We start from the raw sequence: 25,646 nt of genomic DNA on the forward strand, positions 1-25,646 counted from the left end.
CCAGGCCGCTCGGAGATCATGCGCTGGACCGGATGCCACCGTTTCTCGGTCATGGTTGTCGCCTCGTCTGTGTCATGATGAACGCGCGTTGTGTGGTGCGTCCGTTGCTGCGTCGTAATGGCCGTGCCGCGGGCCCCGCGATGTCACCCCCCGTGCGCAAACTCTCGGAACCAGTGCCGCAGCCTGCCGAACATGCGGCCGTCGCCGTTCGTGGCCTTGATCACCCGCGCCGGTCCGCGCTGCCGCGCGGCGTGCAGCACGAGGCCCACGCCTGTCGCGTAGACCGGACTGCGCACGCTGTCGGCCATGCTGCCGGTCGCGTCGGGCGCGCCCACGCGCGCCGGCATGTCGAGCTTCTCCGAAGCGGCCTCGCCAAGGCCCTGCAGCAGCGCCCCGCCGCCGGTGGCGACGACCCCGGCCGGAACCATCTGCGCGTACCCCGACCGTTTGATCTGGGCTTTGATCATGCCGCAGATCTCGTCGAAGCGCGGCTCGATGATCTCGCCGAGCACGCGGCGCGGCAGGATGCGCGGCTCGCGCGTCCCGATGTGGAAGACCTCGATCAGCTCGCCCTCGGCCGCCATCGACGCTCGGGCGCACCCGTGGCGGATCTTGAGCTTCTCGGCCTCCGCGATGGGCATGCGGAGCCCGACCGCCACGTCGTTGGTCACATGGTTGCCGCCGACCGGCAGCACCGTCGCGTGGCACAGGCTGCCTCCCGAGAACACCCCGATGCTGGTCGTGCCGCCGCCGATGTCGACCAACACGACGCCGAGGTCGCGCTCGGCCTGTGTCAGGACGGCCTCGCCGGACGCAAGCGGCTCGAGCACCAGGTCGTCGACCTCGAGGCCGGCGCGCTGGATGCACTTCAATAGATTGGCAAGCAGCGTGCTGGCGCCCGTGACGATGTGGGCCTCCACCTCGAGCCGCATGCCGTACATGCCGACAGGGTTGCGGACCCCATCCTGGCCGTCCACGAGAAAGTCGCGCGGCAGCAGGTGAATGATCTCACGATCGCTTCCGGGGATGGCCGCCATGCGGGCGGCCTCCACGACGCGGGAGACGTCGGCTTCGGCGATCTCCCGGTCTGGGCGCGAGACGGCGACTACGCCGCGGCTGTTCTGGGAGGCGATGTGCTCGCCCGACACGGCGACGAGCGCCGCGGCCGTTTTGATGCCGGCCATGCGCTCGGCCTTGTCGACGGCTTCTTCGATCGCACGGGTGGTGGTGTCGAGATCGACGACGACACCCTTCCGGACACCAAGAGACGGGGACGTCCCCACACCCGTGATGTGGACTTCCCCGTCTTCATCGGGTTCTGCGATGATTACACAGACCTTGGTGGTCCCGATGTCCAGGCCCACCAGCGGCCCCCGTTTTGCCAACGGGTGCACCTCCGACTGCGGCCACAGCTGCGACTAAAGGTTCGATGAACGGTATATCCTGCGGTTCTTTCAACGTTCGGGAAGGTTCTCCTGCCGCTACCCGGGCCTTCCGGCCGGTCCTGCCGGGCCGCCGATGGGCTTCACGATCACGCTGCCGGGGAACCGGATGTCCACGTACTCGACCCGTAGGCCGCGCGACCGTATCGCGGCCAGCACGTCGGCCACACGGGCGAGGCGATCACGAATGCCGTCCGGCGCGCCGGCGCGGACCGCGATACCGTCCCGGGTATAGAGAATCACCTCGCCCGCCTCGTCCACCCGGAGGGCCGCCACATCCGGTCGGAGATCCTCGGGAAGCGAGCCGGCGATGTCCGCCCCGAACCGGGCGTGCGGCGAGGGAACCACGATCCCTGCCTGCACCACCGCGGGGTCGAGCCGATCAACCGTCAGCGCGGGGAGCCGCCCGGGGGTTTCTGACGGCACGATGGCGACGCCGTCTGAGCCGAGAAGAACATAGCCTCCCGGCACGCGCAGGGCGGCCGCGGCCGCCCGCTCGCGCACGGTGATGTGGACGCGGTCGGGAAAGGCGACGGCGACTGAGACCGCGGCGATTCTCGGGTCCTGCAGCAGCCGGTCGCGAATCCGGCCGGCGTTGACGGTAAAGAGGCTGGTCCCCCTCCGGACGCCGGCCCCGACGAGGACTTCCGGCGCCGGGACGGCGCGGTTCCCGGAGACGCTGATCGACCGGATGTCGAATACGCTCGACCCCGCGAAGGACACCACGCCGCAGAGAAAGGCGATCGCCGCGAGGAAACGCAGCACCCGCTCGCTGGCAGACCCGCGGCCGCCCGCCGGGACGGCGCCCCCGGTGGCGGCGCGGCTCGGCTCGTGCCGGGCGGCCGGCGCGGCGTCTCCCTCCCGCAGACGCGGCATCAGGCCTCCTCGAAGTCGCCGAACATCTTGATCTCGGTCGCCAGGTCCGTGCCGGCGTGGTCGTGGACCCGGCCCTGCACCTTGCCGATCAGCGCCAGCACGTCGCGGGCGGTCGCGCCGCCGGTGTTGAGGATGTAGTTGGCGTGCCGGTCGCTCACCACGGCGCCGCCGACCCGCAGGCCTTTCGTGCCGGAGGCTTCGATCAGCCGGCCGGCGTAGTCGCCGTCGGGATTGCGGAAGATGCAGCCGGAGCTCGGAGGGCCCAGCGGCTGGCTTTCGGCCCTCGTCCGGAGCCACTCCTCGAGCCGGGCCACGGTCTCCGCGGCGGGCGCCGGGTAAAGCATCAAGTCACAGTCAAGGACGACCCCCGGTTGATCTTGTAATAGGCTGTGGCGGTAGCGCAGGGCGAGATCGGCGCCGGTCCACGAAACGAGGCCGCGCGGGGTCCGGACACGGGCGGAGCGAAGCACGTCGGCGATGGCGCAGCCGTGCGCGCCGGCATTCATGACCACGGCCCCGCCCACCGAGCCGGGAATCCCGGCCGCGAACTCGAGTCCGGCGAGACCCCGTTCCGCCGTCCTCCGGCTCAGGTGCGGCACACTCACCCCGCACTCCGCGTGGACGCGCGGCCCATCGTAGGTCACGCCCTCCTGCCCGCGGCCGGTCTTCAGCACCACCCCGCGGACGCCGCGGTCGGCGATCAGCACGTTGCTGCCCCGGCCCAGCACGAGGAACGGCACACCCTGTTCATAGAGCCAGGCGACGGCGGCGTCGAGCGACGCGAGGGTTCGCGGGAGCACGAGAATGTCGGCCGGGCCGCCGATCCGGAAGGAGACGTGCTTCGCGAGCGGCTCGTTCCGGCGAACGGCCCCCGGGCAGAGACGCTCCAGCGCCGCGGCCACCGGCGCGAGCTCGACTTTAGCCACGTGGGGCCTCCGCGCCGAGCGGGGCCGGCGGACCCGTCTCCGGCCACGTGGTCGTGGACGCCGGGTGTCCCCGCAGCCGCGCGGCGACATCCTCGGCGACCTTCCAAACGTCGCCGGCGCCGATCGTCAGGATCAGATCCCCACGCCGCGCTTCGGCGGCCACCAGCGCCGCGGCGTCGGCAAGGTCGGGCACGAAGCGGACGGGCCGATGCGCGCTGACCGCGCGCACGATGATCCCCGCGTCGACGCCCGGGATAGGCCGCTCGTCGGCCGCGTAGATCTCGGTCACGATCACCTCGTCGACCGGGTCGAACGCGCGCGCGAACTGGTGGCCGACGGTCTGCGTGCGGGTAAACCGGTGCGGCTGAAACACGGCCACGATCCGGGCCGCCGGCCAGCCGCGGCGGGCCGCGGCGAGGAGGGCCGCGACCTTGGTGGGATTGTGCGCGTAGTCGTCCACGACGAGGATGCCGTCGACGTCGCCGCGCACGCTGAACCGGCGGGCGACGCCCTCGAACGCCGCGAGGGCCCCCGCCGTGACGTCCGGAGCGATCCCCAGCTCTGTCGCGACGGCGAGCGCTCCGATCGCGTTCTGCGCGTTGTAGGCGCCGGGGATCGCGAGCGCGATCCGGCCGATGACCGCGCCGCCGCGCCGTGCTTCCACGACGGTGCGGTGGCCCGACGTCTCGAGCACGCGCCCGCCGTAGTCCGGGACGCCCTCGAGGCCGTACGTCAGGGTGCGCGATCCCGCGTCCCGGACCAGCGCCCGGCCCGCCGGCGCATCGGTGCACACCGCGGCGAACCCGGAGGCCGGGACGGTGGCGAGGAACTGCCGGAACGTCGTCATGAGCCGCGCTTCGGAGCCGTAGAAGTCCAGGTGGTCGGTGGCGTCGAGCGGCGTCACGACGGCGATCGACGGTGTGATCCAGACGAGCGACCCGTCGCTTTCGTCCACCTCCGCCACGACCTCGGGCCCGGCCCCGACGCGCGCGGTCCCGCCGAAGGACGCGACGTCGCCGCCGACCAGCACGGTCGGATCCCGGCCGGCCCGCGCCAGGATCGCGCCGAGCATGGCGGTCGTCGTCGTTTTGCCGTGGGTGCCGACGACCGCGATCGCATCGCGGCCGCGCATGAGCTCGGCCAGCATCCGCGCCCGGTGCACGATCGGCAGCCCGCGCGCGACCGCGGTACGCACCTCGACGTTCTCGTCGGGTACCGCACGGCTGACGATCACGATCTGGGCTCCCTCGACGTTGGGCGCCGCGTGTCCGACGTGCACGACCGCGCCGGCGGCTCTGAGGCGCCGCGTCGTCTCGCTTTCCCGGAGATCGGAGCCGGACACGGCGCAGCCGCGCGCCAGCAGCACGCGGGCGATGGCGCTCATCCCGGCTCCGCCGATGCCGACGAAATGGGCGCGCGCGCCCCGGACGATCGCCAGGCCGGTGCCGGGATCGGGAGGGCTGCCGGACGCGGTCATGCGTGGGATTCCTTCGACACGGCCGCGGCGGCGCCGCGGCGGACCCGTTCCAGCAGCGCGAGAACCCGGTCCGCGGCGTCGGGACGGCCGAGCGCCCTCGACCGCGCGGCCATCGCGTCCCGGCGGCCGGGCGTTTCGAGGATCTCGAGCACTTCGCGGGCCAAGGTTCCTCCGTCCAGCGCCTCGTCGGCGACGAGCGACGCGGCGCCGGCGCGGACGAGCGGCGCCGCGTTCTCCGCCTGGTGTCCCCCGGCCGCGTAGCGGTACGGCACGAGCACCGCCGGCAGCCCGCAGGCCGTGACCTCCGCGAGCGCCGTCGCGCCGCAGCGGCTGATCACCAAATCCGCGCACGCGTACGCGAGACCGATCTGCTCGAAGTACGGCACCCGCACGTGCCGGATGCCGGCCGTGTCCGCGGGCATGCCGGCAGCGGCGGCGGCGGCCGGCGCCTCCGGCCCCGTGCCGGGGCCGCGCCAGCCGCGGCCGGTCTGATGCAGAATTTGGAGATCCGTCCGGCCCGCCAACCGCGTCACCATCTCGTCCACGGCGGCGTTGAGGCGGGCCGCGCCCTGACTTCCCCCGATCGCCAGGATCGTCCGCCGCGCGGGATCCAGCGCGAAGGCACGAAGCCCGTCGCTTCGCGGCGTCGCGTAGATCTCCGGGCGGACCGGAAGACCGGTCACGAGGGCCCGGCCCCCGGGGATGCGCACCGCCGCGTCATCCGACGTCACCGCGACGGCGCGGGCGAACCGCGCGAGGAAGGCGTTCGCGCGGCCCGGCGCGGCGTTGCCCTCCACCAGCACGATGGGAATGCGCATCACCCACGCCGCGAGGACCGGCGGCGCCGCGGCGATGCCCCCGGTGGCGACAACGGCGTCCGGCCTGAACCGGGCGACGATCGCGGCCGACTGCACGAATCCGGCGGCCGCGGTCCCCAGCGCCACCGCGGTGCGGCGCGCCGAGCGGCTGCGCGGCGGCCGCACCGCGAGGCCGGCAAATGGGACGCCGGCGGCCGGGACGAGCGACGCCTCCATGCCCGACGCGCTGCCGACGAACAGCACCCGCGCGGACGGATCGCGGCGGCGGAGTGCCTGGGCGAGTGCGAGCGCGGGATAGACGTGACCGCCCGTGCCGCCGCCGGCGAGCATGAGGTTCATCCGCGGGCCCAGGCGGAGTGCCGGCGAACGATCGCGCGCCGCGACTTCGAGGTGACGACCTCTTCCTCGGGACGCGCGTACTGCGAGATGTTCAAGAGGATGCCGACGGCGATGTCGTTCAGCACGAGCGACGACCCGCCGAAGCTGATAAACGGCAGCGGAACTCCCGTGATCGGCAGCGACCCGGAGACGACGCCGATATTGAGGACGGCCTGGCCGACGAGCATGGTGGTGAGGCCCGAGACGAGCAGCGCGCCGTACCGGTCGGGGCAGCGCGTGGCGATTCGGTATCCCCAGATCGCCAGCGCCGCGAACAGTGCGATCACGACGATGCTGCCGACGAGGCCGAGCTCCTCGCCGATGATCGCGAAGATGAAGTCGGTGTGGCGCTCAGGCAAGTAGAAGAACTTCTGGCGGCTGTGCCCAAGCCCCAATCCGAGCAGCCCGCCGGAGCCGATCGCGAGCAGCGACTGAATGATGTGGAAGCCGCTGCCGCGCGGATCACGCCATGGGTGGAGGAACGCCAAGAGGCGCTGGCTCCGGTAGCCGGCGTGCAGAATGACACCGAGCACCGCCGGCACGGCGAGCGCGCCGACGCCGGCCAGATGCGTGAGCCGCGCCCCCCCTACAAAGAGCATCACGAAACCGATAATCACGAGGATCAGCGCGGACCCAAGATCCGGCTGCTTCACGATCGGCACCGCCGCGAGGCCGAGCACCACGAGCGGCGGAATCATCCCCGCGCCGAACTCGCGCGTTCGGGAGCCGCGGTTGGCCAGGAAGTGCGCCAGGTAGAGAATCAGCGCGAGCTTGGCCAGCTCGGCCGGCTGGAAGTTGAGCGGACCGCCGAAGGAGATCCACCGCCGCGCGCCGCCGGCCACGCGGCCGACGTGCGGGATCAGCACCAGCACGAGGGTGACGAGCGTCCCGAGCAGCAGCGGAAACGTGAAGCGCCGCAGCCGGACGTAGTGGATGCGCCACGCCGCCAACATGCCGGCGAGCCCGATCAGCTCATAGAGCAGCTGGCGCTTCAGGAACCAGGAGCCGTCGTGGTACTGCGCCTGCGCCGCGACCGAGCTCGCGCTGTACACCATCACGATGCCGATGCACGTGAGCAGTAGGACGATCGTAAAGAGGCCCCACGCGGCGCCGCGCCGGTGGATCAGGTCCACGACCGGCCTCCCCCCTGCGGCCCTCCGGCCCCCAGGGGACCTTTGGCCGCCGTCTTCGTGTCGTCGCGGCCCGCGCCCGGCGTGGTCTCGCGGGCGAGGGATGCGACCAGCGCCTGGTAGTGCTCCGCCCGGTGGCGGTAGTCCCGGTACTGGTCGAAGCTCTCGCACGAGGGCGACAGGGTCACCGCGTCGCCCGGCCGCGCGAGCGCCCGCGCGGCGGGCACCGCTTCGTCGAGCGTCCCGCACCGCACCACCGGCGCCGTCACGCCCGCGGCGGCGATCGCCTCGGCAAGCAGCGGCGCCATCGCGCCGAAGACGACGACGCCGCGCACGGTCTGCGCGGCGAGCGCTTCGGCGACCGGCGCGAAGTCCCGCGCCGACGCGTTGCGGCGCATGCCGCCGGCCAGCAGCACGAGCGGGCGGTCGAACGCGCGCACGGCGGCCGCGGCCGCGGCCGGGTTGGTCGCGAGCGAGTCTTCGTAATACCGGACGCCGCCGACCTCGGCGATGAGGGCGAGGCGGTGCGGCAGGCCGCGGAACTCGCGCAGCACCGCGCCGATCGCGGGCGCGCCGGCCCCGGCGACGCGCGCGGCGAGGGCGGCGGCCAGCGCGTTCTCGAGGGTGTGGGCCCCCGGCGACTGCAGGCGCGCGTCCGCAAGGTCCTCCTCTCGTCCGTCCAGCCGCAGCACGATCCGGCCGTCTACGACGCACGCCCCCTCGTCGACCGCCCGGGTCCGGCTCCAGAAGAGCACCCGGCCGCGCGCGCCCGCGGCGAACCCCCGCGTCACCGGATCGTCCCCGTTGAGCAGCGCCCAGTCGTCCGCGCGCTGGTAGGCGAGAATCCCGCGCTTCGTCTCGGCGTACGCGTCGAACGAGCCGTGGTCGTCGAGATGGTGCGCGGCGACGTTCGTCACGACCGCCACGTGCGGGCTGTGCCCGAGGCCCACCAGCTGGCGGTTGCTGATCTCGACGACGAGCACGGCCTGCGGCGTGACCTCCGCGAGGCGGTACAGAATCGGCACGTGCGTGCGGTCGTTGCCGGTCTCGAACGTCGCGCGGCCGCTCCGCGCCAGCATCGTCGCGGCGAGGCGCACGACGGTGAACTTGCCGTTCGTGCCGGTGACCCCCACGATCGGACAGGGGACCGTCTCGAAGAAGAGCGCCGTCATGCTGCTGAGCGGCACCCCCCGGTCCCGTGCGCGGCGGACGGGCGCGTTCTCGGCGTGCCGGAACCACGCCTGACTCACGTAGATGATCTCGGCGGCGTCGATGCCCTCGAGGTAGCGATCGCCGAAGCAGCGCGTGATCGGGGCGCCGGCGAGCCGCTCGAGCGCCGCGGCCTGCTCGTCCTGCGTCATCCACTGGTGCGTGCGGCGGAACGCGCCGGGAAACGCGTCGGCGCCCGCGAGATCGTGCGCGGTGATCGTCGTGATGCCGTGTGCGAGGAGAAAATCCACGACCGTCGAGCCTTCCGTCCCGGAGAAGCCGAGCACGTGAATGCGGCGGCCGCGCAGACGCGCGAGCACGTCGGCCATCACGGCCGCAGCCCCACGCCGACCGCGGCCAGCAGCGCCCCGCAGAGCCAGAACCGCACGACCGTCTGCGTCTCGGTCCAGCCGCACAGCTCGAAGTGGTGGTGCAGCGGGCTCATCCGGAAGAGCCGGCGCCCGCCGGTCGACTTGAACCACGCCACCTGCAACATGACCGACAGAGCCTCCGCGACCGCGACGCCGCCGACGATCAGCATCAACACCTCTCGTTTGGAGAGTACCCCGGCCACGGCGAGCGCCGCGCCCAGCCCGATCGATCCGACGTCGCCCATGAACACGCCGGCCGGATAGGCGTTGTGCCACAGGAAGCCGAGCGCGGCGCCGCCCGTGGCCGCGGCAATCACGGCCGCCGGGCCCGCGCCGGCCCGAGCCGCCAGCACCGCGAGCGCCCCCGCCCCGATCGCGACCGTGCCCGCGGCCAAGCCGTCGAGTCCGTCGGTCAGGTTGACCGCGTTGACCATGCCGACGACGAGGAGCAGGCAAAAGACGGGATACCCCCAGCCGAGCTCCCAGCGCACGGGAGTCCCGGGAATCTCGAGCGCGCCGCCGAGGTGGGGCTGCCGCAGCACGTACACGCCGAGCAGCAGCGCCGCGGGAATCTGCAGGGCGAACTTTTCCCGCGCGCGCAGGCCCAGGTTTCGTCCGCGCACGAGCGAGAGCGCGTCGTCGAGAGCGCCGATCGCGGCAAACACCGCGACCGCGGCGAGTCCGACGAGGAGATCCGGCCCGAGCCGCCCGGCCCAGGCACCGGCCGCGACGGCCGCGGCCAGCAGCGCGCCGATGATGAGCAGGCCCCCCATCGTCGGCGTGCCGGCCTTCGCGGCGTGCAGCGCGGCCGCGGAGGGATCGAGGGTCATCTTGCGCGCCACCGCGTCCTCGCGCACCCGCTGCGCGGCGCCGGCGCGCGCGAGCCGGGCGATGAGCGGCCGGCCGCCCACGACGACCAGCAGGCACGCGAGGATCCACGCCGCGGCGAGGGCCGGCGTCATCCCGCGCGCCGCGGGGCCTCGCGCCCCGTCTCGTGCGGGGCCTCCGGGCGGAGGCCGTCTACGATCTGCTCCATCGCCAGCGCCCGCGAGCCCTTCACCAACACCACGGCCCCGGGGCGGATTTCCCGCCGCAGCGCACCGAGCGCATCCGCGCGATCGATGGTGTGCACGACGCGCGGCAGTCCGGCCTCGCCGGCCGCCCCCGCCAGGTCCGCGGCCAGGGGGCCGAGCGCGATCAGCACGTCGACTCCCCGCCGCGCCACCTCGCGTCCGACCCCGCGGTGGGCCTCCATCGAGAGCGCTCCGAGCTCGCGCATATCGCCGAGGACCGCGATCCGCGGCCGCCCCGCAAACTCGTCCATCAGGTCGAGCGCGGCCTCCATCGAGCGCGGACTGCTGTTGTACACGTCGTTGATCACGACGGCGCCCCCGAGCCGCAGCACCTCGAGGCGTTTCGCCATCGCCCGCGCGCGGCCGAGGCCGCGCGCGATCCCGGCCGCGGGGACGCCGAGGGCCGCCCCGGCCGCCGCGGCCGCGAGCGCGTTGCGGATCGCGTGCCGCCCCGGGACGGCGAGCGCGACGGGGATCTCGTCTCCCCCGACGCGCAGGACAAACGTGCTGCCCTCCCCCGGCCGCATCCGGACGTCCCGGGCCGTCGCGTCCGCGTCCCCGAACCCGAACGTGATCACGCGCGCCGGCCCCCGGCCTGCCAGGCCGAGCGCGAGCGGGTCGTCGGCGTTGAGCACGGCCACCCCCTCCGGCGGCAGGCCCTCGATCAGCTCCCCTTTCGCGGCGGCGAGCTGCTCGCGGGTTTCAAAGAAGTCCATGTGCGACTCGCCGATCGCGGTCACGACCCCGATCTGCGGACGGGCGATCTCCACGAGCTCGCGAATCTGACCGGGCCCCCGCATCGCCAGCTCGAGGACGGCGACCGACGCGGCCGCGGGCAGGTTGACGAGCACGAGAGGGATGCCGATCTCCGTATTCCAGTTCTCCGGCGACCGCGCGGTCTCGAACCGTTCCGCGAGCACGAGCGCCGTCATTTCCTTGGTCGACGTCTTGCCGACGCTGCCGGTGATGCCGACGACACGCAGGGGCCGACGCTCCCGCAGTCCCCGGCCGAGCCGCTGTAGCCCGAGCAGCGTGTCGGCCGCGCGGATCAGGACCGCGCCGGCGCCGGCGGCCTCGCCGGCGGCGTCCGCGGAGATGAGCGCGGCGCCGGCGCCGCGGCGCAGCGCCTCGCCGACGAACCGGTGGCCGTCCGCGTGCTCGCCGCGCAGCGCGACGAACAGCATCCCCGGCTCGACCTCCCGGCTGTCGATCGCGGCGCCGCATACGGACGCCGCGGGATCACCGCGTACGACCGCGCCGCCCGCGAGCCGGGCGGCATCGGCGGCGGAGATCGAGACCGGCGTCACCGCGTCTTCCCGGCACACCGCGCGCGCAGCACCTCCCGGGCGACCGCGCGGTCGTCGAAATCGATCACCTGGTCGCCGACGATCTGATAGGTCTCATGCCCCTTGCCGGCGATCACGACGACGTCGCCGGGCCGCGCGAGCGCGATCGCCTGCTCGATCGCCAGGCGCCGGTCCGCCGCGCTCGAGAAGTTGCGCGCCCCGAGCGCGCCGGCCTCGATCTCGCGCAGGATCGCTTCGGGATCCTCGCCGCGCGGGTTGTCGGAGGTAAAGAAAGCGTAGTCCGCGAGGGTCGTCCCGATGCGTCCCATGATCGGGCGCTTCGTCCGGTCGCGGTCGCCGCCGCAGCCGAAGACCACGATCCGCCGTCCCGGCGAGATCTCGCGGGCGAGCCGCAGGACCTGTTCCAGACTGTCGGGGGTGTGCGCGTAGTCCACGATGACGGCGAAGGGCTGGCCCTCGTCGACGGGCTCGAACCGCCCGGGGACGCCCGTCGTCGACTCGAGCACGCGCCGCATCGTCTCGGCGGGCACGCCGCGGCTGAGCCCGACCGCGAAGGCGGCGAGCGCATTGCTGACGTTGAAGCGGCCGGGCAGCGGCAGCGCCACCGGCACGCGCCCCTCCGGCCACACCACCGTCATCCCCGTCCCGCGCGGCGAGAGCGTGAGCGTTTCCGCGCGGATCCGCGCGGGCCGGTCGATGCCGTACGTCCACACCGGGGCGCGGCTGGCCCGCGCCATCGCGTCGCCGTACGAATCGTCGGCGTTGACGATAGCCACACCGCCGGGCTCCAGCATCGCGAAGAGGCGGGCTTTCGCGTCGCGGTACCCCTCGAGCGTGCCGTGCAGGTCGAGGTGGTCCTGCGTCAGATTCGTGAAGACCGCGGTGACGAACCGGCATTCGGCGACGCGGTCCAGTTCGAGCGCGTGCGACGTCACCTCCATCGTCACGTCCTGCACGCCGCGGTCGCGCATCTCGCGCAGGAGCCGCTGCAGATCCGACGCCTCCGGCGTGGTCGGCGTCGTCGCGTGGAACTCCACCGGCGCGCCGTCCAACTGCACGCCGAGCGTACCGATCACGGCGCTGCGCCGGCCGGCCGCGCGAAGGATGGCGTCGACGAGGAAGGTCGTCGTGGTCTTGCCGTTGGTCCCGGTGGTGCCGCAAACGTTGAGTTCGCGCGAGGGATGCCGGTAGAAGGCGGCCGCGGCCGCCGCGAACGCGCGGCGCGTGTTCGGCACGACGACCTGCGTCGCGGCAAGGTCGGCGAGCGGATGATCGACGAGGAGCACCGCGGCGCCGCGCCGCACCGCGTCGGCGGCGTAGCGGTGTCCATCCTGCGTGAAGCCGCGGATCGCGGCGAACAGATCGCCCGGACGGACGCTGCGGGAGTCGTGCGCGAGCCCGCTGAACTCCCGGCCTTCGCCCCCGAGCACGGAGACTGCCGCCGCCCCGCCGTCCTCCGCGGCCAGCGCGGCCACAAGGTCAGTAACGCGCATTCGGTGGTCCTCCGGGCTCAGCATACCATCAAAACGCGCAGCCGCCCACGAGCGCGCGGCGCCTGTCAGCGCGGGGCCGGTGCCGGCGGGGCCGCGGCCGGCACCGGCCCCGCCGGCGGGGGCGTCGGTGAAACCGGCAGCGTCATCAGCGAAGCCGCCTGCGGCGTCTCTTCCGGCGCCACCCGAAGGTACCACAATGCCTGGCGGGCGATCTCGTGGAAGACCGGCGCCGCCACGTCGCCGCCGAAGTACACGCCGCGCGGCTCGTCGATGACCACCAGGATCGCCAGGCGCGGGGACGGCACCGGCACGATGCCCACGAACGACGCGACGTACGCGCCGGGCTCATAGCCGCCCGACGGGCCGGGGCGCTGCGCGGTGCCCGTCTTGCCGGCTACCGTGTAGCCGTCGACCTGCGCCTTGACCCCGGTGCCGGCGCGCACGACCTCCCGCATCATCGCGAGCACCTGTGCCGCCACCCCCGCGTCGATGACCCGGTGCCGCGTCACGTCGCCGGGCGTCGAGATCGTCCGGCCGGCGGCGTCCCGGACGACGGCGACGACATGGGGCCGCACGGCGAGGCCGTCCGTCGCGAACGACGATTCGGCGACCAGCAGCTGGACCGGCGTCACGGAGATGCCCTGACCGAAGGCGATGTTCTGAAGGGTCGGCCCGTACCACTGCGCGACCGGCCGCACGAGCCCCGCGACTTCACCCGGCAGATCGATTCCGGTCGGGCGGCCGAAGCCGAACTGCCGGATGTATGCGAACATCGCGTCCTTCCCGAGCCGCGTCGCAACCTGCGCCGCGCCGACGTTGCTCGAATACTTGATGATGTCCGCCAGGCCGAGCGAGTCGAAGTGCTCGTTGGGCTCCGCGTCGTGGATCGTCGCGCCGTTGATTCGAATCTTTCCCGGATCGGTCCACCGGTCCTCGAGCGTGACGGCGCGGCTGTCGAGCGCGGCGGCCGCGAGGATCAACTTGAACGTCGATCCGGGCTCGTACACGTCGGCGACCGCCGGGCTTTTCCACAGCCGCGGCGGCGCGTCCTGATACCGGTTCGGATCGAACGACGGCGCCGCCGCCAGCGCGAGCAGTCCGCCGGTCTCCGGATCCATGACGATCACCAGGCCGGCGCGGGCCCGCGACTGCTCCACCGCGCGGGCGACCTCGCGCTCGGCGATGTGCTGGATGACCTCGTCGATCGTGAGCACCAGCGTCGCGCCGTCGCGCGGGGGGGTGACGATGCGCTGCGTCTGGATGAGCTCCCGGCCGATCGCGTCCCGATCGGCCACCTCGATCCCACCGGTGCCGCGCAGCACGCGGTCGTACTGCAGTTCGAGGCCGGCCAGCCCCGCGTCGTCGGTGCCGGTGAACCCGAGGAGGTTCGCCGCAAGCGTGCCGGCGGGGTAGGCGCGCCGCGACTCCGGGACGATCCCGGCCGTCTCGCCGAGATCGAGCGCGCGGAGCCGGTCCGCGACCTCCGCGGGCTGCCGCCGCGCGAGCCAGGCGAAGTACGGGCCGCCGCGGCGCAGCCGCGCCTCTACCTCGCCGGGTGAGAGCCCGAGGACGGGCCCGGCCGCGCGCGCGAACGCGCCGGGATCGTCGATCGCCCTCGGCACCGCGTAGATGGAATCGACCTCGACGTTGATTGCGAGCGGCCGGCCGGCCTGGTCGAGGATCTGTCCCCGGCGGCCGGGCAGGCGCAGCGACTCCAGCTGCTGGCGGTCCGCGAGCCGCGCGAGCGCGCCGGCGCGCACGATCTGCAGATCGACCATACGGACGACAAGGAGGCCGAGCGCGACGATCCAGACGCACGATAACGCGACGAGCCGCCGCCGGGCGATGCCGTCGGGCTCGCCGGGGGGGGCGTGATCACCCCGCGGATTCGCGCCGCCGGGGCGAAACCGGGGAGGCCCCGACCCGTCCGCGGTATGATGTCGCCGGCGCGGCCGTGACGGACGGCGCCGGTTCATCGTGGAGCCGGTGCGGCCTGCGCTTCGCTGCGGTTGAAGTACGCGCCGAACCGCTGCCACACCCCGGCCCGATGGTCATCGGGACGGACCGCGGTGTGCGGCAGCCGGATCGCGGCGATTTGGTTCGCGCCGGGCGAGCGCAGGCCGAGGCGCGTCACGGCCAATCGCTCGATGCGATCCGGGGCCTTCAGGGAGGAGGCGGTGGCCTGGAGACGTTCGTGGTCCGTCTCTAGTGCGGCGATGTCCTTCGACAGGTGCAGGATCTGGTAGCCGATGTGTGCGGCGTTGGATACAGCTGCGACGTATGCGATGAACGGGAGTACCGCGAGTGCTGCGATTGTGAGTGCTGAAACTACCGGGTAACGTCTCCGCCGACGCCGGGTCGCCTCCCCCCCTTCGGCCCAAGATTCCGGCAGAAGCACCGGATAGACTCGATGCTGCCGTTCAAGCGCTAGCATGTGATGCTGCTCTGCCGGCCGGCAAGCGGCCGGCTGCCGTCGATCAGCCGCTCGGCCGCACGCAGGCGCGCGCTGCGCGCCCGCGGGTTGCGGGCAATTTCGGCCGCGGACGCCGTGACCGGCTTCTTCGTCAGAATCCGCACGAGCCGCTCGCCGCCGCACCGGCACTCCGGCAGCCCGGGCGGACAAGTGCAGCCGCGCGCGAACCGGACGAGCGTCGTCTTGACGACGCGGTCCTCGATGGAGTGGAAGGCGATCACGCAGAGCCGGCCGCCCGGCCGGAGGCGCCGCACCGCCTGCGGCAGCGCGCGCTCGAGCGACTCGATCTCGCGGTTTGTCGCGATCCGCAGCGCCTGAAACGTACGGGTCGCCGGATGCAGCCGCCCGCGGCTCGCGCCCACCGCCGCTTCGACGGCGCGCGCCAGGTCGCGGGTCGTCCGCAGGGGACGCCGCGCCACGATCTGCCGGGCGATCTTCCGCGACGCCCGCTCCTCGCCGTAGCGATAGATCAGGTCGGCGAGGTCGCGTTCCGAGAGCGCGTTCACCAGATCGGCGGCCGTCCGGGATTCGCCGCGGTCCATGCGCATGTCGAGCGGTCCGACGCGGTCGAAGCTGAACCCGCGTTCCGCCTCCATGAGCTGCCGCGTCGAGACCCCGATGTCCAGCAGCACCCCGTCCACCGCCCCCACGCCGAGCACGTTCAACGCCTCGTCCAGGTCGCCGAAATTCGCCTGCGCCAGCGTCACGTTCTGACCAAACGGGCGCAGCCGCTCTTCGGCGCGCGCCAGCGCTTCGCCGTCCCGGTCCAACCCGACCAGCCGGCCGGCCGGCGCGATCTTTCGCAGCAGCGCCTCGGCGTGGCCGCCTTCGCCGAGCGTCGCATCAACGATCACGGCGCCGGGCCGCGGCGCGAGGTACGCCAGCACCTCGTCCACCAGCACCGGGACATGCATTGTCGCGTGAGGGGATTCCGACGCGCCCATCCACACGGCCACCGTCGCCAGCACGACTCACCGCCAACCTCGGGTTGCTCAGCACCTTACAGCGTCAGCGCCTGGAGCTGTTGCGCCAGTTCCTCCGGCGCCTTCCGAACCTTCTGGAGCCGCCTGCGCCAGGCGGGGGTGCTCCAGAGTTCCAGGTGTCCCCCCACCCCGATGATCGTTACCGACCGCGTGATGCCTGCGTGCTCGCGCAGATGCGGCGCGAGAAAAATCCTACCCTGCCGGTCGAGTTCGCAATCTTCGGCCGCCGACAGCACGTACCGGCGCGCCTCGTGCTGGCCCAGCGGCAGCGTCCGGAGCTTCTCTTCGAGCGACTGCCATTCAGGCGCGGAAAAGGCGAAAAGACACGGGTCGGTCCACCGGGTGACGATGATGCGGTCGCCCATGACCGCCCGAAATTTGGGCGGAATCACCACCCGCCCTTTGTCGTCCAGCGCGTACTGCGCTTCGCCCCTGAGCATCCGCCGCCGTCACTACCGGTCCCGACCTCACCGGCCGACTCTGCGGCCGGCCGCCATGTAATTGAAGCCGCGTGGGCCGTGGGATACTCATCCCCCACTGCTCCCTACGAACCCCCACCATTCTCCACATGCCCCCATACTCCTGCATTTAGACACGCGCAGCAACAAAAAAACCCCGGCATTTTGCGCGAGGCGGCGTGCCAGATCACTATCGTACTGGTGTTCGCTTATTGCTCTCCGGGGCCGGGACGATCCCCGTTGCCGCGCGGCAGGTCGACGTTCTCCGACTCGGGCGAGGTGCGTCCGGACAGCATACCGGCCTGCAGCGTGCCGGCGATGCCGAGCGCGAGCAGCAAGTCGCCGGGGCTCAGGACCACACCGACGCCGCCGACCACGAGCGGCAGCGTATCCCCGAGCGGCGCGAGCACCGTCCGCGGACCGGCCAGGACGTAGAAGGGCCCGGTCGCGCCGCCGAAAATGAGGGACCGTGAGATCACACGAATGACCGCTCCGGAGACCGGCATGCGGCCGGCGTTTGCCGCGATCACGATCGCGTTGAGCGCCGCGCCGGCGAGCGCAAGCCACAACCACGGCAGGGTCAGGTTGGCCGCCAAACCGATGAGTGCCAGAAGATAGCCGAGGATGACGAGGACGCGCGCCGTCTCAACCGGCACGAGGGCGGCCCGCGCGGCGGTCACCGAGGCGACCGCCAGCACGAGGAGCGGCAGCCAGCGCGGCGCGAGTCGGGTGAGATTGACGAGCCGTCCGCCGCGCAACCGGCCGATGGCGACGCCGGCCAGCACCGCGATTACAAGGATCAGTACAGAACCTCGCGCATTCCCGTCCGGTGCCGCACGACCACCACGTCCGCGCTTTCCTGGAGTCGCCGGATCGCCGACGTCACCGACGGCACCTGCACCGAGTGAAACGTAAACGAGCCGCGCTGCGGGCGGGGCTCGTCGAACGCGTTGCCGCAGGCGACGCAGTAGTAGCCGCGCTCGGGGACGAGCGATCCCCGCGCGTGCGCCCAGCGGATCGTCACGTGGCTCACCACGTTGGGGCGGCCGCACTGCGGGCACCGCACGCTCATGGACGCCATTATAGCAGGGGGCCGCGCCCTACCGCCCGCCCTGAGCCTGCGGCGCGAGCCAAAGCGCGCGGACCGTCATGACATTAAATCGGCCCGGGCTCCCGCGCCGACGTCAAAAAATCGCGTCCGGCCTGACCCAGCAGACGGGTCAGGTGCGTGTAGGTGTAGCGGATGCCCTGGCGGATCAAGCCGGGAATCGCCTCCGGGGCGCCGGTTGAGCCGGCGACTTTGCCGGCGGCCAGGATCGCGCGGAAGGCGCCGTCGATCGCGGCTCGGACCTCCGGAACGTCCGTCCGCCCCGGGTACCCCATTGCCTGCGCGAGATCGGACGGCCCGACGAAGAAGACGTCGATCCCCGGCACCGCGAGGATCTCGCGAAGGTTCGCGAGCCCGTCCGTATCCTCGATCTGCACGCAGACGAGCGTCTCGCGGTTGGACGCCTCCACGTAGTCGGCGGCCGAGCCGCCGAGCCCGTAGCCGGCGGGGCGCGTGCCCGCGGCGAGCCCCGTGAGCCGAGCGGATGATATTTGACGGCGTCGACGGCGGCGCGGGCTTCGTCCGCGGTGCTCACATGCGGCACCTGCACGCCGAGCGCGCCGGCCTCCAGCACCTGCAAGATTGCCTCCGGGCTATTGACCGCCGGCCGCGCGATCGGGGTGGTGCCGCCGGCCTGCGCGGCCATCGCCATCAGCTCGACGGTTTCGCGGTTGATCGTCCCGTGCTCGCAGTCGATCAGCACCCAGTCGAAGCCGAGGCGCCCCGCCATCTCGACAATCTGCGGCGACGGGATCATCACGGACAGACCGATCGCCGGCCGCCCGGAGAGGAGCGTCGCCTTCATAGTGTTGGTCAGCACGCCGGCCGCCGCGCCGGCGCCGCCCGCACCGGCGTCGGGGTCAGCGCCGTTCGAGGGCCTCGCGGTTCACGACGTTGGGCGGGACCTCGCCGCGCACGCCGGCCAGGCAATTTTCCGCGGCGAGCGTCGCCATTTTGATCCGGGTCGCCACGCTCGCGCTGCCGAGATGCGGCGGCAGCACGACGTTGTCGAGCCTGAGCAGCGGCTCGTCCATCGGCACCGGCTCCTGCTCGAAGACGTCGAGCCCCGCCGCCCAGATCTTGTTGTCGACGAGCGCCCGGTAGAGCGCGCGCTGGTCCACGATGGGACCGCGCGCGATGTTGACGAGCACCGCGGTGCGCTTCATCAGCCCCAACTCGCGCTCGCTGATGAGATGCCGCGTCTCCGGCGTGAGCGCGCACGAGATCACGACGAAGTCCGACTGCGCGAGCAGCTCGTCCAGCGGCACGTGGCGGGCGTTCACCTCCCGCTCCTGCGCCTCCGGCAGCCGCGTGCGGTTGTTGTAGAGCACCGGCATCGCAAACCCCGCCGCGCGCCGGGCGATCGCGCAGCCGATCCGGCCCATCCCCACGATGCCGAGCGTCGCGCCGTGCACGTCCTGCCCCGTGAAGCCCATGATCTCCCAGGTCTTCCAGCGGCCCGACCGCGTGAACTTGTCGCCCTCGGCGACCCGGCGGGCGGTGGCCATGAGGATCGCCCACCCCATGTCGGCCGTGGTTTCGGTCAGCACGCCCGGCGTGTTGGTGACGAAAATGCCCCGGCGCGTCGCCGCCGGGACCTCGATGTTGTCGTAGCCGACGGCGACCTGCGCGATCACGCGGCAGTGGGCCATCCGGTCGATCACCTCGGCGTCCATCTTCTCTGTGATGAGACAGATGACGCCGTCGGCGTCGACGACCTCGCGCAGCAGGACGTCCCGCGCCACCGGCGTGTCGTCCTTGTCCCACCCGCGGACTTCGACCGGCGCCTCGCGCAGGACGCGCGCCGCGGGCCCGGGCAGCGGCCGGGTCACATAGATTCGGGGTGTCGCCATCGCGTCGATCCTCCTCCTACAGCATCGCCCACGCGTCCATGAAGACGCGCTTGGTGCCGGCGACGACCGTCGCGGTCGCCTCGCCCGGCAGCGGCTTGACCTCGAAGGACAGGAACGGCCGGCGCTCGCCGCCGGCGGTCGCGCCGCCGAGGTAGCCGATCTCGAACAGCACCCGCAGAAACTCGAGCACTTCCGGCGTGTCGTTCTCGCCGCCGACCACGCCGAAACGGGGGTGCACGTCGCCGTACGCCGCGTGCGCGCGGTCGCGCATCGCGCAGTTGCCGATGTGCGCGTGCACGAGATGGTCGCGGGCGCACAGGAGGGCGTCCCGCGTCCGTTCGCCGAGCAGCGGCAGGTGGCTCAGGTCGAGCATCAGCCCGAAGTCGGCGTGCGTCCGGCGCACGCGCTCGGACACAGCCACGCAGAGCGCCGTCGGCCCGGCGAGCGCCTTCTTCTCGATCGTGCGGTCGAACGTCTCGAGCGTGATCCCCACCCCGCGGCCGCGCCCGTATTCGCAGATCTCCGTGAGCGACTCGACCAGCCGGTCCACCGCCTTCGCCTCGTCGCCCGCCCCCGGGTACGGCCCGCTCAACACGGCGAGCCGCCGCGCGCCGAGGTCGACGGCCTGGTCGACGCAGTTCTTCACGAGCGCCACCGCGCTAAGCCGCGCCGTCTCGTCGGCGGCGTTGAGGTCCGACTTCGTCACGAGCAGCGCGGACTGCGCGCCGAACCCGACGGCCAGGTGCGCCTCCGCGAGCAGCAGCGCCGCCTGCTTCCGCTGCTCCGCGTCGTTGACCCAGCCGACTTCGACCGCCGTAAAGAACGGGTCCGCGGCGATCTCGCGCAGGGTCTCGACGTACGGCCCGTCGCCCTTCATGACCGCCGGATAGGCCATGAAGTGCACAATTCCGAGACGCAGATAGCGGCTCCAGGGTTCCCGCATCACGTCACCTCATCGAGAGCCGCGGCTCTGCCCGTTGCCGGAGGTCCCGAGCGGCGCCTCCTGCGCCGGGCGGGCCTGCCGCGGCACGAGCGGGCGGAGCGCGGCGATCGTCTGCCAGGCGGCGTCGAGGACGCCCGGCTGCGGGAGAATCTCGGCCGAGAGGAAACCCCCGTAGCCCATCTCGCCGAGCGCCCGCACCACCGGCCCGAAATCGAGGTGCCCCCACCCCGGCGCGCGCCGGTTGCTGTCGGCGGCGTGCACGTGCCAGACGCGCGCGCCGCCGCGGCGGAGCGCCGCGGACATGTCGGTCTCCTCGATGTTCATGTGAAACGTGTCCGGCAGCACACCGACGTTGTCCTCGCCGAGCCGGTCGATCAGATCGAGCACCTCTTCGACGGTGTTGAGCCAGTTGGTCTCGTACCGGTTGATCGGCTCGATCACGAGCCGCACCCCCGCGGTCCCGGCCGCCCGGGCCACGGTGCCGAGTCCCTCGAGCAGGTGCTCCTCGGCGAGCGCCCGGTCGGTCTCCGGCGGGATCGGGCCGTGGATCAGCCCGACGATGAGCAGCGCGCCGAGCCGGCGCGCCACCGAGACCTGCGCGAGGAGCCGGGCGGCCGCGCGCACCCGCACCTGTTCCTCCGGGGCGGTGAGACTCAGCCCTTCTTCTAAGTAGGCCTGCCCCGTCCCGACGGCCGGCACCGCGATCCCCGAACGCTCCGCCGCGGCCGCGAGCGCCTCGACGTCCACGTGCCCCGGGTCGCGGATGGCCATCTCGACGCCGTCGAACCCGAGGCCCGCGAGCGCCGGGATCGTCGCCTGGACGTCCGCGGCCGCGACCGCGGCGAACCGCGTCTGCGAGACGGAGATCGTGTACGCCAGTCTCACGGCGGATAGCCGAGGCTGTAGATGCTCTTTCCGCCGTTGCGCGGCCCCTTGAGCACCGCGTCGAGCTCGTGGGGATCCCGCTCCGTCATCATCTCGATCGGCGGCAGCGTGCCGGGCGGGAAGGTGCGATGCACGTCCGTCACCAGCCGCTCCAGGTAATCGAGGAGCTGCTCCACGCCCTTGTAGGCCTTCTCGGCGCGCGCGATGCTGCTGCGCCCGACGACGCCTTCGATGTACGCCTTCACCTCGATCGGCCCCGCGCCGACCTGACTGTACCAGTTGATCGGACGATTCAGGAGATTGCCGGCCTTGTCGACGTGGTCGCCCGGCAGGAACCCCTGCACCTTGTTGTCGGGCGCGTCCTTCATGTCGATCAGGTCGGGGAACAACGCGAGCGACCAGGACGTCTCGACCTCGTCCCCGTGGATAAACGGGGTCTCGTAGGTGCCGCCCTCACCGATGAGCTTGAAGTGATCGCGGATCGGATGATACCAGTTGACGAGCAGGAGCAGGCTCGGCACGCGGTACTTCTTCGCGAACTGGTGCATCGCCGTGGGGATGACGTACTCCTGGCCGTGGCCGTTCAGCAGAATCTGCTTGCGGAAGCCCATGTTCCAGAACCCCGCGATCATCGCCCGGACGTACCCCGCGAAGATCTCCTCGGGGATCACGATCGTGCCCTGCATGCCGAGATGGTGGTACGGATGCGAGCCGTACCAGACCGGCTGGGCGACCGTGCAGCCGGTGCGCGCGGCAACTTCTTCCGCCATCCGGCAGACCAGGAACACATCCTCGCCGAGCGGCGCGTGCGCGCCGTGCGTCTCGGTCGCGCCGAGCGGGATGATGAGGATGTCGTTCTTCTCGAGGCGCTCATCCACCTCACGCCCCGTCATGTTCTGCAGATAAATGCCGGTCCGCTTGTCCATGTGCCCGCCTTTCGGCGGGATCGTCCACTTCGCCAACGCATCACCTCGCAAATGTTGTCTCGCCGCTAGACTTCGGGGCGGGCACAGGGTTCCCTCGCCCGGCCGCGCGACGGCGCGGCCGTCAAATGCAGCCGTAGCCCAGGCCGAGGACCCCCAAGAAGGCGAAGCTCGCCAGGAACAGGATCGACGCGACGGCGGTGACCCACGCCGTGGCGCGGCCGCCCCACGGATGGCGCAGCCGGAGCATCAAGAACACCACCACAAAGAGGATGAGCTCGAAAAAGAACGTCGCGGAAATCAGCGTGATGCACATATGCTAGGCCGCGGGGAGCCGGGCCGCCAGGAGCGCCGTGACGGCCTCCGGATTATCGGCGTTGAGCCAATGGCCGCCGGCCACGTCGTCGACGAAGACGCGGCCGGTCGCCCGGCCGATCGCCTCCAGTCGAGCCGCCGACGCCTCCGCGACGACGGTCGATCGCGTCGCCCGGACGACATGCAGCGCGACGCCGGGGGGCGTCTCCTCCACCACGCTCCAGAGGTCCGCGCGGAAGAAATCCCGGAGCAGCGCCTCGAGCGCGGCGAAGTCGAGCCGCCACCGGTAGCCCCCGTCCGCGGGTTCCAAGTTTGTCGCCATCCAGTCGCCGATCCGCCGGTCGAACCCCAACCGCTCGAGCCGGGCGACGAGGTCCTCCCGGCGGGCAAACACCGCCGGCAGCGCCTCGACCGCCCGCAGCACCTCCCACGCGGCGCCCTGAGGCACGCCGGCGGACGGATCGGCGTCGACGACCCAGACCTGACGCAGACCGGACGGACGCCGCGCGAGGTACGCCAGCGCCACCTTACCGCCGAACGAATGTCCGAGCACCGCGCGCACCGGCGCGGCCAGCGTGCCCTCGAGGGCGGCGAGATCGCCGGCGCAGCTCTCCAGCGTGTGCGGCGGGGCAAATCCCTGCGACGCGCCGTGCAGCCGGAGATCGACGAGCACGGCGCCCCAGCCCGGACGGGCCTTCACCAGACCTCGCGCAACGGTCGTCCAGTTGCGGCCGGCGCCGAAGAACCCGTGCAGAACCAACAGGAGAGACCGCGGGTGGGCGCCGGCGTCCGCGAGGAGCGCGTGGTGGAGGATGCGGCGGACGTTCAAGCCGGGGCTGTCAGGTGGATACTTTGAACACCACGCCGAGCGCGTAGGTCGCGCCGCCGACGATCAAGCCCGCCGCCGTCATCTCGAGGCCGGACGACCACCAACTGCGGAGGGTGAACAGCGACTTCGCCGCGCCGACCAGGAAGTGGGCGACGAGCGAGATCATCGCCGCCCACAGGACCGCCGGGGTGCCGTGCAGCCAGAAGAACGGCAGCACCGGGATGAACGCCCCGAGCCCGGTGCTCACTCCGGCCGCGATGCCGGCCTGAATGGGATTGCCGCCCTCACCGCTTCCCCCCAATTCCTCCGTCACCATCGTCTGGAGCATCGTCTCCGGAGTCGCGCTCAGGCGCGCCGCGAGCTCATCCGCGTCGCGCTCCGGCAGGCCTTTCAACTGATAGAACAGCGACATCTCCTGCCGTTCTTCCTCGGGATTCTCCTCGATCTCCCGGCGCTCTCCGGCGACGTTGGCCGCGGCCACTTCGGACGACGACCGTTCGGCGAGGAAAGCACCGACCGCCATGGACAGCGCCGAGGCCACCGCGCCGGCCAGACCGGCCGTGAGCACGAAGCTCGACCCGCCCGTCGCGCCGGAGACCCCCGCCACGATCCCGAAGACCGCGCCGAGCCCGTCGTTCGCGCCGTAGACGGCACCCGAGATCCAGCTGGATCCCGACTGGTGCCAGCGCTCGCGGCCGAGGATCCGCTTGAGGTGTCCTTCCGGTGTCTCGACCCCGGCCACGGCGCCGGACCGCATCTCGTCCGCGGCCAGTGAGTGCGCGCGTTCATCCCGGCGAATCTCCGCGAACAAACGATCCGTCGCGGCGTCGCCGGTCGGGCGGCCGTAGGTGTCTGCGACTTCGTCGTTCTCGAGCGATTCGCGCCACGCCAAGACCTTTTCCGTCGCCGCGAGGAGGATCTGTAGACGCGTCCACAGGGGAAGGCGCACCGAGGCCGGATCGGGCACGGCCGCGCCGAGCTCTTTGAGGCGCGCCTCGAGGCGCTCGCGGTGGGAGCGCTCGCCCTCCGCCATCCGCCGCAGCACCTTGGCCTTGTTGGGATCGCGCTCCCGCGCCGCGAGCAGCTCGTACGCCAGGCGAGCTTGGATCTCGCCGCGCCAGGCGGCGAGCACGCGCGCCACCGCCTCGTCACGGTGGAGGGCCGGAGCGGGCCGGCTCATGTCCGCTCCGGCAGCCGGCTCTTGAGATCCGCGGGCCCGAACGGCCCCGGCTCCGCGATCAGCCGCCGCGCCGCCTCCACCTGGTTCCAGGTGTTCCACAACAGCACTCCGCGAACCCGGCCCTGCTGCAGGTAGTACACGACGCCCTCCCGGTTGGGCTGCTTCCAGTCGGCAAACGTCTCGAGCCGCGAATCCAGGTCCCCCACTGCCTCGTAGCCCAGGTCGAAGAGATCGGAATAGAAGAACGGCAGGTGATGGTACGGGCCGGCTTCGCCGGCCATGTTCCGCCCCGCGGCCCTGCCCATGGTGTTGGCATTGTCCTCGTGTTCCACGCGAATGCGCCGGCCGAGCGCGGGATTATGAAACGCCGCGACGTCGCCGGCCGCGTACACGTCGGGATGGCTCGTGCGCAGCAGCTCGTCGACGATCACTCCGTCCTTCGTCTCGAGGCTGGCCGCGCGGGCCAACCCGGCGTTGGGCTCGATGCCGAGGCCCGCGACGACGCCGTCGACAAGGAGGTCCAACCCGCTCTGCGTCCGGACGCGCGTCTTGTCGCCTGCCGCTTCCACGGCGGCGATCCGCTGCCCCGGCTGCACGTCGACGCCTTTCTCGCGATAGAACTCGTTGAGGAACCGCGACAGATCCGGCGGATAGACGCGCCCGCCGATGCCCTCGCTGGGGAAGAGCAGCACGGCACGCTTGTTGTTCATCGCGAGCGCGGCCGTGATCTCCGAGCCGATGAACCCCGCGCCGATGACCGCAAACCGCTCGCCGTGCTCGGTCAGCGCGCGAAGCCGCGTGTAGTCATCGAGCGCCCGGTAGTAGATGACGCGGCCGCCCTGATCCGGACCATCGAGCCGCCGGGGGGTCCCACCCGTCGCGAGCAGCAGCTTGTCCCACTCGTAGGCCGTCCCTTGATCGTCGGTCACGCGCCGCTGCCGCAGGTCGAGGCCCGCGACGGTCCGGCCGAGCCGCAACTCCACGCCCTGGCGGTTCGTGCGGCGCCAGATGCTGTCGAGCGGCTTGCCTGTCCAGAGCGCTTTGGTCAGTGGGGGACGGTTGTACGGCGGGTGTGTCTCGGACCCGATGAGCGCGATGGAGCCGGACGGATCGACCTGACGAATGCCCTCGATCGCGGCATCCGCCGTCATGCCGCCGCCCACGATGGCGTACTTGTACCGCATGTTCACCGCCTC

At 72.0% G+C, this 25,646-nt stretch carries 25 protein-coding genes; all 25 read right to left on the reverse strand.

From position 1 onward, the window contains the following. Positions 1-143 precede the first annotated feature (143 nt). Entirely contained in the window at positions 144-1,385 is a 1,242-nt protein-coding gene (gene ftsA, locus VKT83_15815) for a cell division protein FtsA (protein HLY23933.1), read from the reverse strand. Positions 1,386-1,481: 96 nt separating this feature from the next. Beyond that, positions 1,482-2,318: an FtsQ-type POTRA domain-containing protein gene (locus VKT83_15820; protein HLY23934.1), complete on the reverse strand. Its 837-nt coding sequence runs from the start codon at positions 2,316-2,318 to the stop codon at positions 1,482-1,484. Then, entirely contained in the window at positions 2,318-3,244 is a 927-nt protein-coding gene (gene murB / locus VKT83_15825) for a UDP-N-acetylmuramate dehydrogenase (protein ID HLY23935.1), read from the reverse strand. The genes VKT83_15820 and murB overlap by 1 nt, the downstream gene beginning before the upstream one ends. Next, the gene (murC, locus tag VKT83_15830) at positions 3,237-4,721 is read right to left on the reverse strand and encodes a UDP-N-acetylmuramate--L-alanine ligase (GenBank protein HLY23936.1); all 1,485 of its coding nucleotides are present in this window, start codon (positions 4,719-4,721) and stop codon (positions 3,237-3,239) included. The genes murB and murC overlap by 8 nt, the downstream gene beginning before the upstream one ends. Then, positions 4,718-5,878, reverse strand: a complete 1,161-nt coding sequence (gene murG, locus VKT83_15835; GenBank protein HLY23937.1) for an undecaprenyldiphospho-muramoylpentapeptide beta-N-acetylglucosaminyltransferase — start codon at positions 5,876-5,878, stop codon at positions 4,718-4,720. The genes murC and murG overlap by 4 nt, the downstream gene beginning before the upstream one ends. Further along, positions 5,875-7,050 carry a putative lipid II flippase FtsW gene (ftsW, locus tag VKT83_15840; GenBank protein ID HLY23938.1) on the reverse strand — a complete coding sequence of 392 codons (1,176 nt, stop codon included), beginning with the start codon at positions 7,048-7,050 and terminating at the stop codon, positions 5,875-5,877. Before ftsW ends, murG begins: the two co-directional genes overlap by 4 nt. Beyond that, positions 7,041-8,585 (reverse strand): UDP-N-acetylmuramoyl-L-alanine--D-glutamate ligase, encoded by a 1,545-nt coding sequence (gene murD / locus VKT83_15845; GenBank protein ID HLY23939.1) that lies wholly within the window; start codon positions 8,583-8,585, stop codon positions 7,041-7,043. Before murD ends, ftsW begins: the two co-directional genes overlap by 10 nt. Next, a complete protein-coding gene (gene mraY, locus VKT83_15850; GenBank protein HLY23940.1) occupies positions 8,585-9,589 on the reverse strand; it encodes a phospho-N-acetylmuramoyl-pentapeptide-transferase in 1,005 nt (334 codons plus the stop codon). Before mraY ends, murD begins: the two co-directional genes overlap by 1 nt. Continuing rightward, entirely contained in the window at positions 9,586-11,007 is a 1,422-nt protein-coding gene (murF, locus tag VKT83_15855) for a UDP-N-acetylmuramoyl-tripeptide--D-alanyl-D-alanine ligase (protein HLY23941.1), read from the reverse strand. Before murF ends, mraY begins: the two co-directional genes overlap by 4 nt. After that, positions 11,004-12,500, reverse strand: coding sequence for a UDP-N-acetylmuramoyl-L-alanyl-D-glutamate--2,6-diaminopimelate ligase (locus VKT83_15860; GenBank protein ID HLY23942.1), 1,497 nt, complete (start codon positions 12,498-12,500; stop codon positions 11,004-11,006). Before VKT83_15860 ends, murF begins: the two co-directional genes overlap by 4 nt. 65 nt (positions 12,501-12,565) lie before the next feature. Continuing rightward, positions 12,566-14,476, reverse strand: coding sequence for a penicillin-binding protein 2 (locus VKT83_15865; GenBank protein ID HLY23943.1), 1,911 nt, complete (start codon positions 14,474-14,476; stop codon positions 12,566-12,568). Further along, positions 14,473-14,898 carry a hypothetical protein gene (locus tag VKT83_15870; GenBank protein HLY23944.1) on the reverse strand — a complete coding sequence of 142 codons (426 nt, stop codon included), beginning with the start codon at positions 14,896-14,898 and terminating at the stop codon, positions 14,473-14,475. The genes VKT83_15865 and VKT83_15870 overlap by 4 nt, the downstream gene beginning before the upstream one ends. 29 nt (positions 14,899-14,927) lie before the next feature. Continuing rightward, complete coding sequence (gene rsmH, locus VKT83_15875) at positions 14,928-15,887, reverse strand: 16S rRNA (cytosine(1402)-N(4))-methyltransferase RsmH (GenBank protein HLY23945.1); 960 nt, start codon at positions 15,885-15,887, stop codon at positions 14,928-14,930. Positions 15,888-15,973: 86 nt separating this feature from the next. Continuing rightward, complete coding sequence (gene mraZ, locus VKT83_15880; GenBank protein HLY23946.1) at positions 15,974-16,396, reverse strand: division/cell wall cluster transcriptional repressor MraZ; 423 nt, start codon at positions 16,394-16,396, stop codon at positions 15,974-15,976. 227 nt (positions 16,397-16,623) lie between these two features. Further along, a complete protein-coding gene (locus tag VKT83_15885; protein HLY23947.1) occupies positions 16,624-17,199 on the reverse strand; it encodes a DUF5317 family protein in 576 nt (191 codons plus the stop codon). Between the two features lie 14 nt (positions 17,200-17,213). Then, positions 17,214-17,486, reverse strand: a complete 273-nt coding sequence (locus VKT83_15890) for a hypothetical protein (protein HLY23948.1) — start codon at positions 17,484-17,486, stop codon at positions 17,214-17,216. An 83-nt stretch (positions 17,487-17,569) separates the two neighbouring features. Continuing rightward, the gene (locus tag VKT83_15895) at positions 17,570-17,932 is read right to left on the reverse strand and encodes an aldolase/citrate lyase family protein (GenBank protein HLY23949.1); all 363 of its coding nucleotides are present in this window, start codon (positions 17,930-17,932) and stop codon (positions 17,570-17,572) included. Between the two features lie 450 nt (positions 17,933-18,382). Beyond that, on the reverse strand, positions 18,383-19,375 hold the full coding sequence (locus VKT83_15900; protein HLY23950.1) for a D-glycerate dehydrogenase: 993 nt from the start codon (positions 19,373-19,375) through the stop codon (positions 18,383-18,385). Positions 19,376-19,391: 16 nt separating this feature from the next. After that, positions 19,392-20,318 carry a TIM barrel protein gene (locus VKT83_15905; GenBank protein ID HLY23951.1) on the reverse strand — a complete coding sequence of 309 codons (927 nt, stop codon included), beginning with the start codon at positions 20,316-20,318 and terminating at the stop codon, positions 19,392-19,394. Positions 20,319-20,327: 9 nt separating this feature from the next. Then, the gene (locus tag VKT83_15910) at positions 20,328-21,203 is read right to left on the reverse strand and encodes a sugar phosphate isomerase/epimerase family protein (GenBank protein HLY23952.1); all 876 of its coding nucleotides are present in this window, start codon (positions 21,201-21,203) and stop codon (positions 20,328-20,330) included. Continuing rightward, positions 21,200-22,165: a 3-dehydro-scyllo-inosose hydrolase gene (gene iolN, locus VKT83_15915; GenBank protein HLY23953.1), complete on the reverse strand. Its 966-nt coding sequence runs from the start codon at positions 22,163-22,165 to the stop codon at positions 21,200-21,202. Before iolN ends, VKT83_15910 begins: the two co-directional genes overlap by 4 nt. An 85-nt stretch (positions 22,166-22,250) precedes the next feature. Next, positions 22,251-22,442 carry a hypothetical protein gene (locus tag VKT83_15920; GenBank protein ID HLY23954.1) on the reverse strand — a complete coding sequence of 64 codons (192 nt, stop codon included), beginning with the start codon at positions 22,440-22,442 and terminating at the stop codon, positions 22,251-22,253. Positions 22,443-22,445: 3 nt separating this feature from the next. After that, positions 22,446-23,270, reverse strand: coding sequence for an alpha/beta hydrolase (locus tag VKT83_15925; GenBank protein HLY23955.1), 825 nt, complete (start codon positions 23,268-23,270; stop codon positions 22,446-22,448). Between the two features lie 10 nt (positions 23,271-23,280). Further along, positions 23,281-24,450 carry a VIT1/CCC1 transporter family protein gene (locus VKT83_15930; protein ID HLY23956.1) on the reverse strand — a complete coding sequence of 390 codons (1,170 nt, stop codon included), beginning with the start codon at positions 24,448-24,450 and terminating at the stop codon, positions 23,281-23,283. Then, positions 24,447-25,634: an FAD-dependent oxidoreductase gene (locus VKT83_15935; protein ID HLY23957.1), complete on the reverse strand. Its 1,188-nt coding sequence runs from the start codon at positions 25,632-25,634 to the stop codon at positions 24,447-24,449. The genes VKT83_15930 and VKT83_15935 overlap by 4 nt, the downstream gene beginning before the upstream one ends. Between the last annotated feature and the right edge of the window lie 12 nt (positions 25,635-25,646).

The sequence above is a fragment of the bacterium genome (assembly GCA_035308905.1).
Lineage (GTDB): Bacteria > Sysuimicrobiota > Sysuimicrobiia > Sysuimicrobiales > Segetimicrobiaceae > DASSJF01.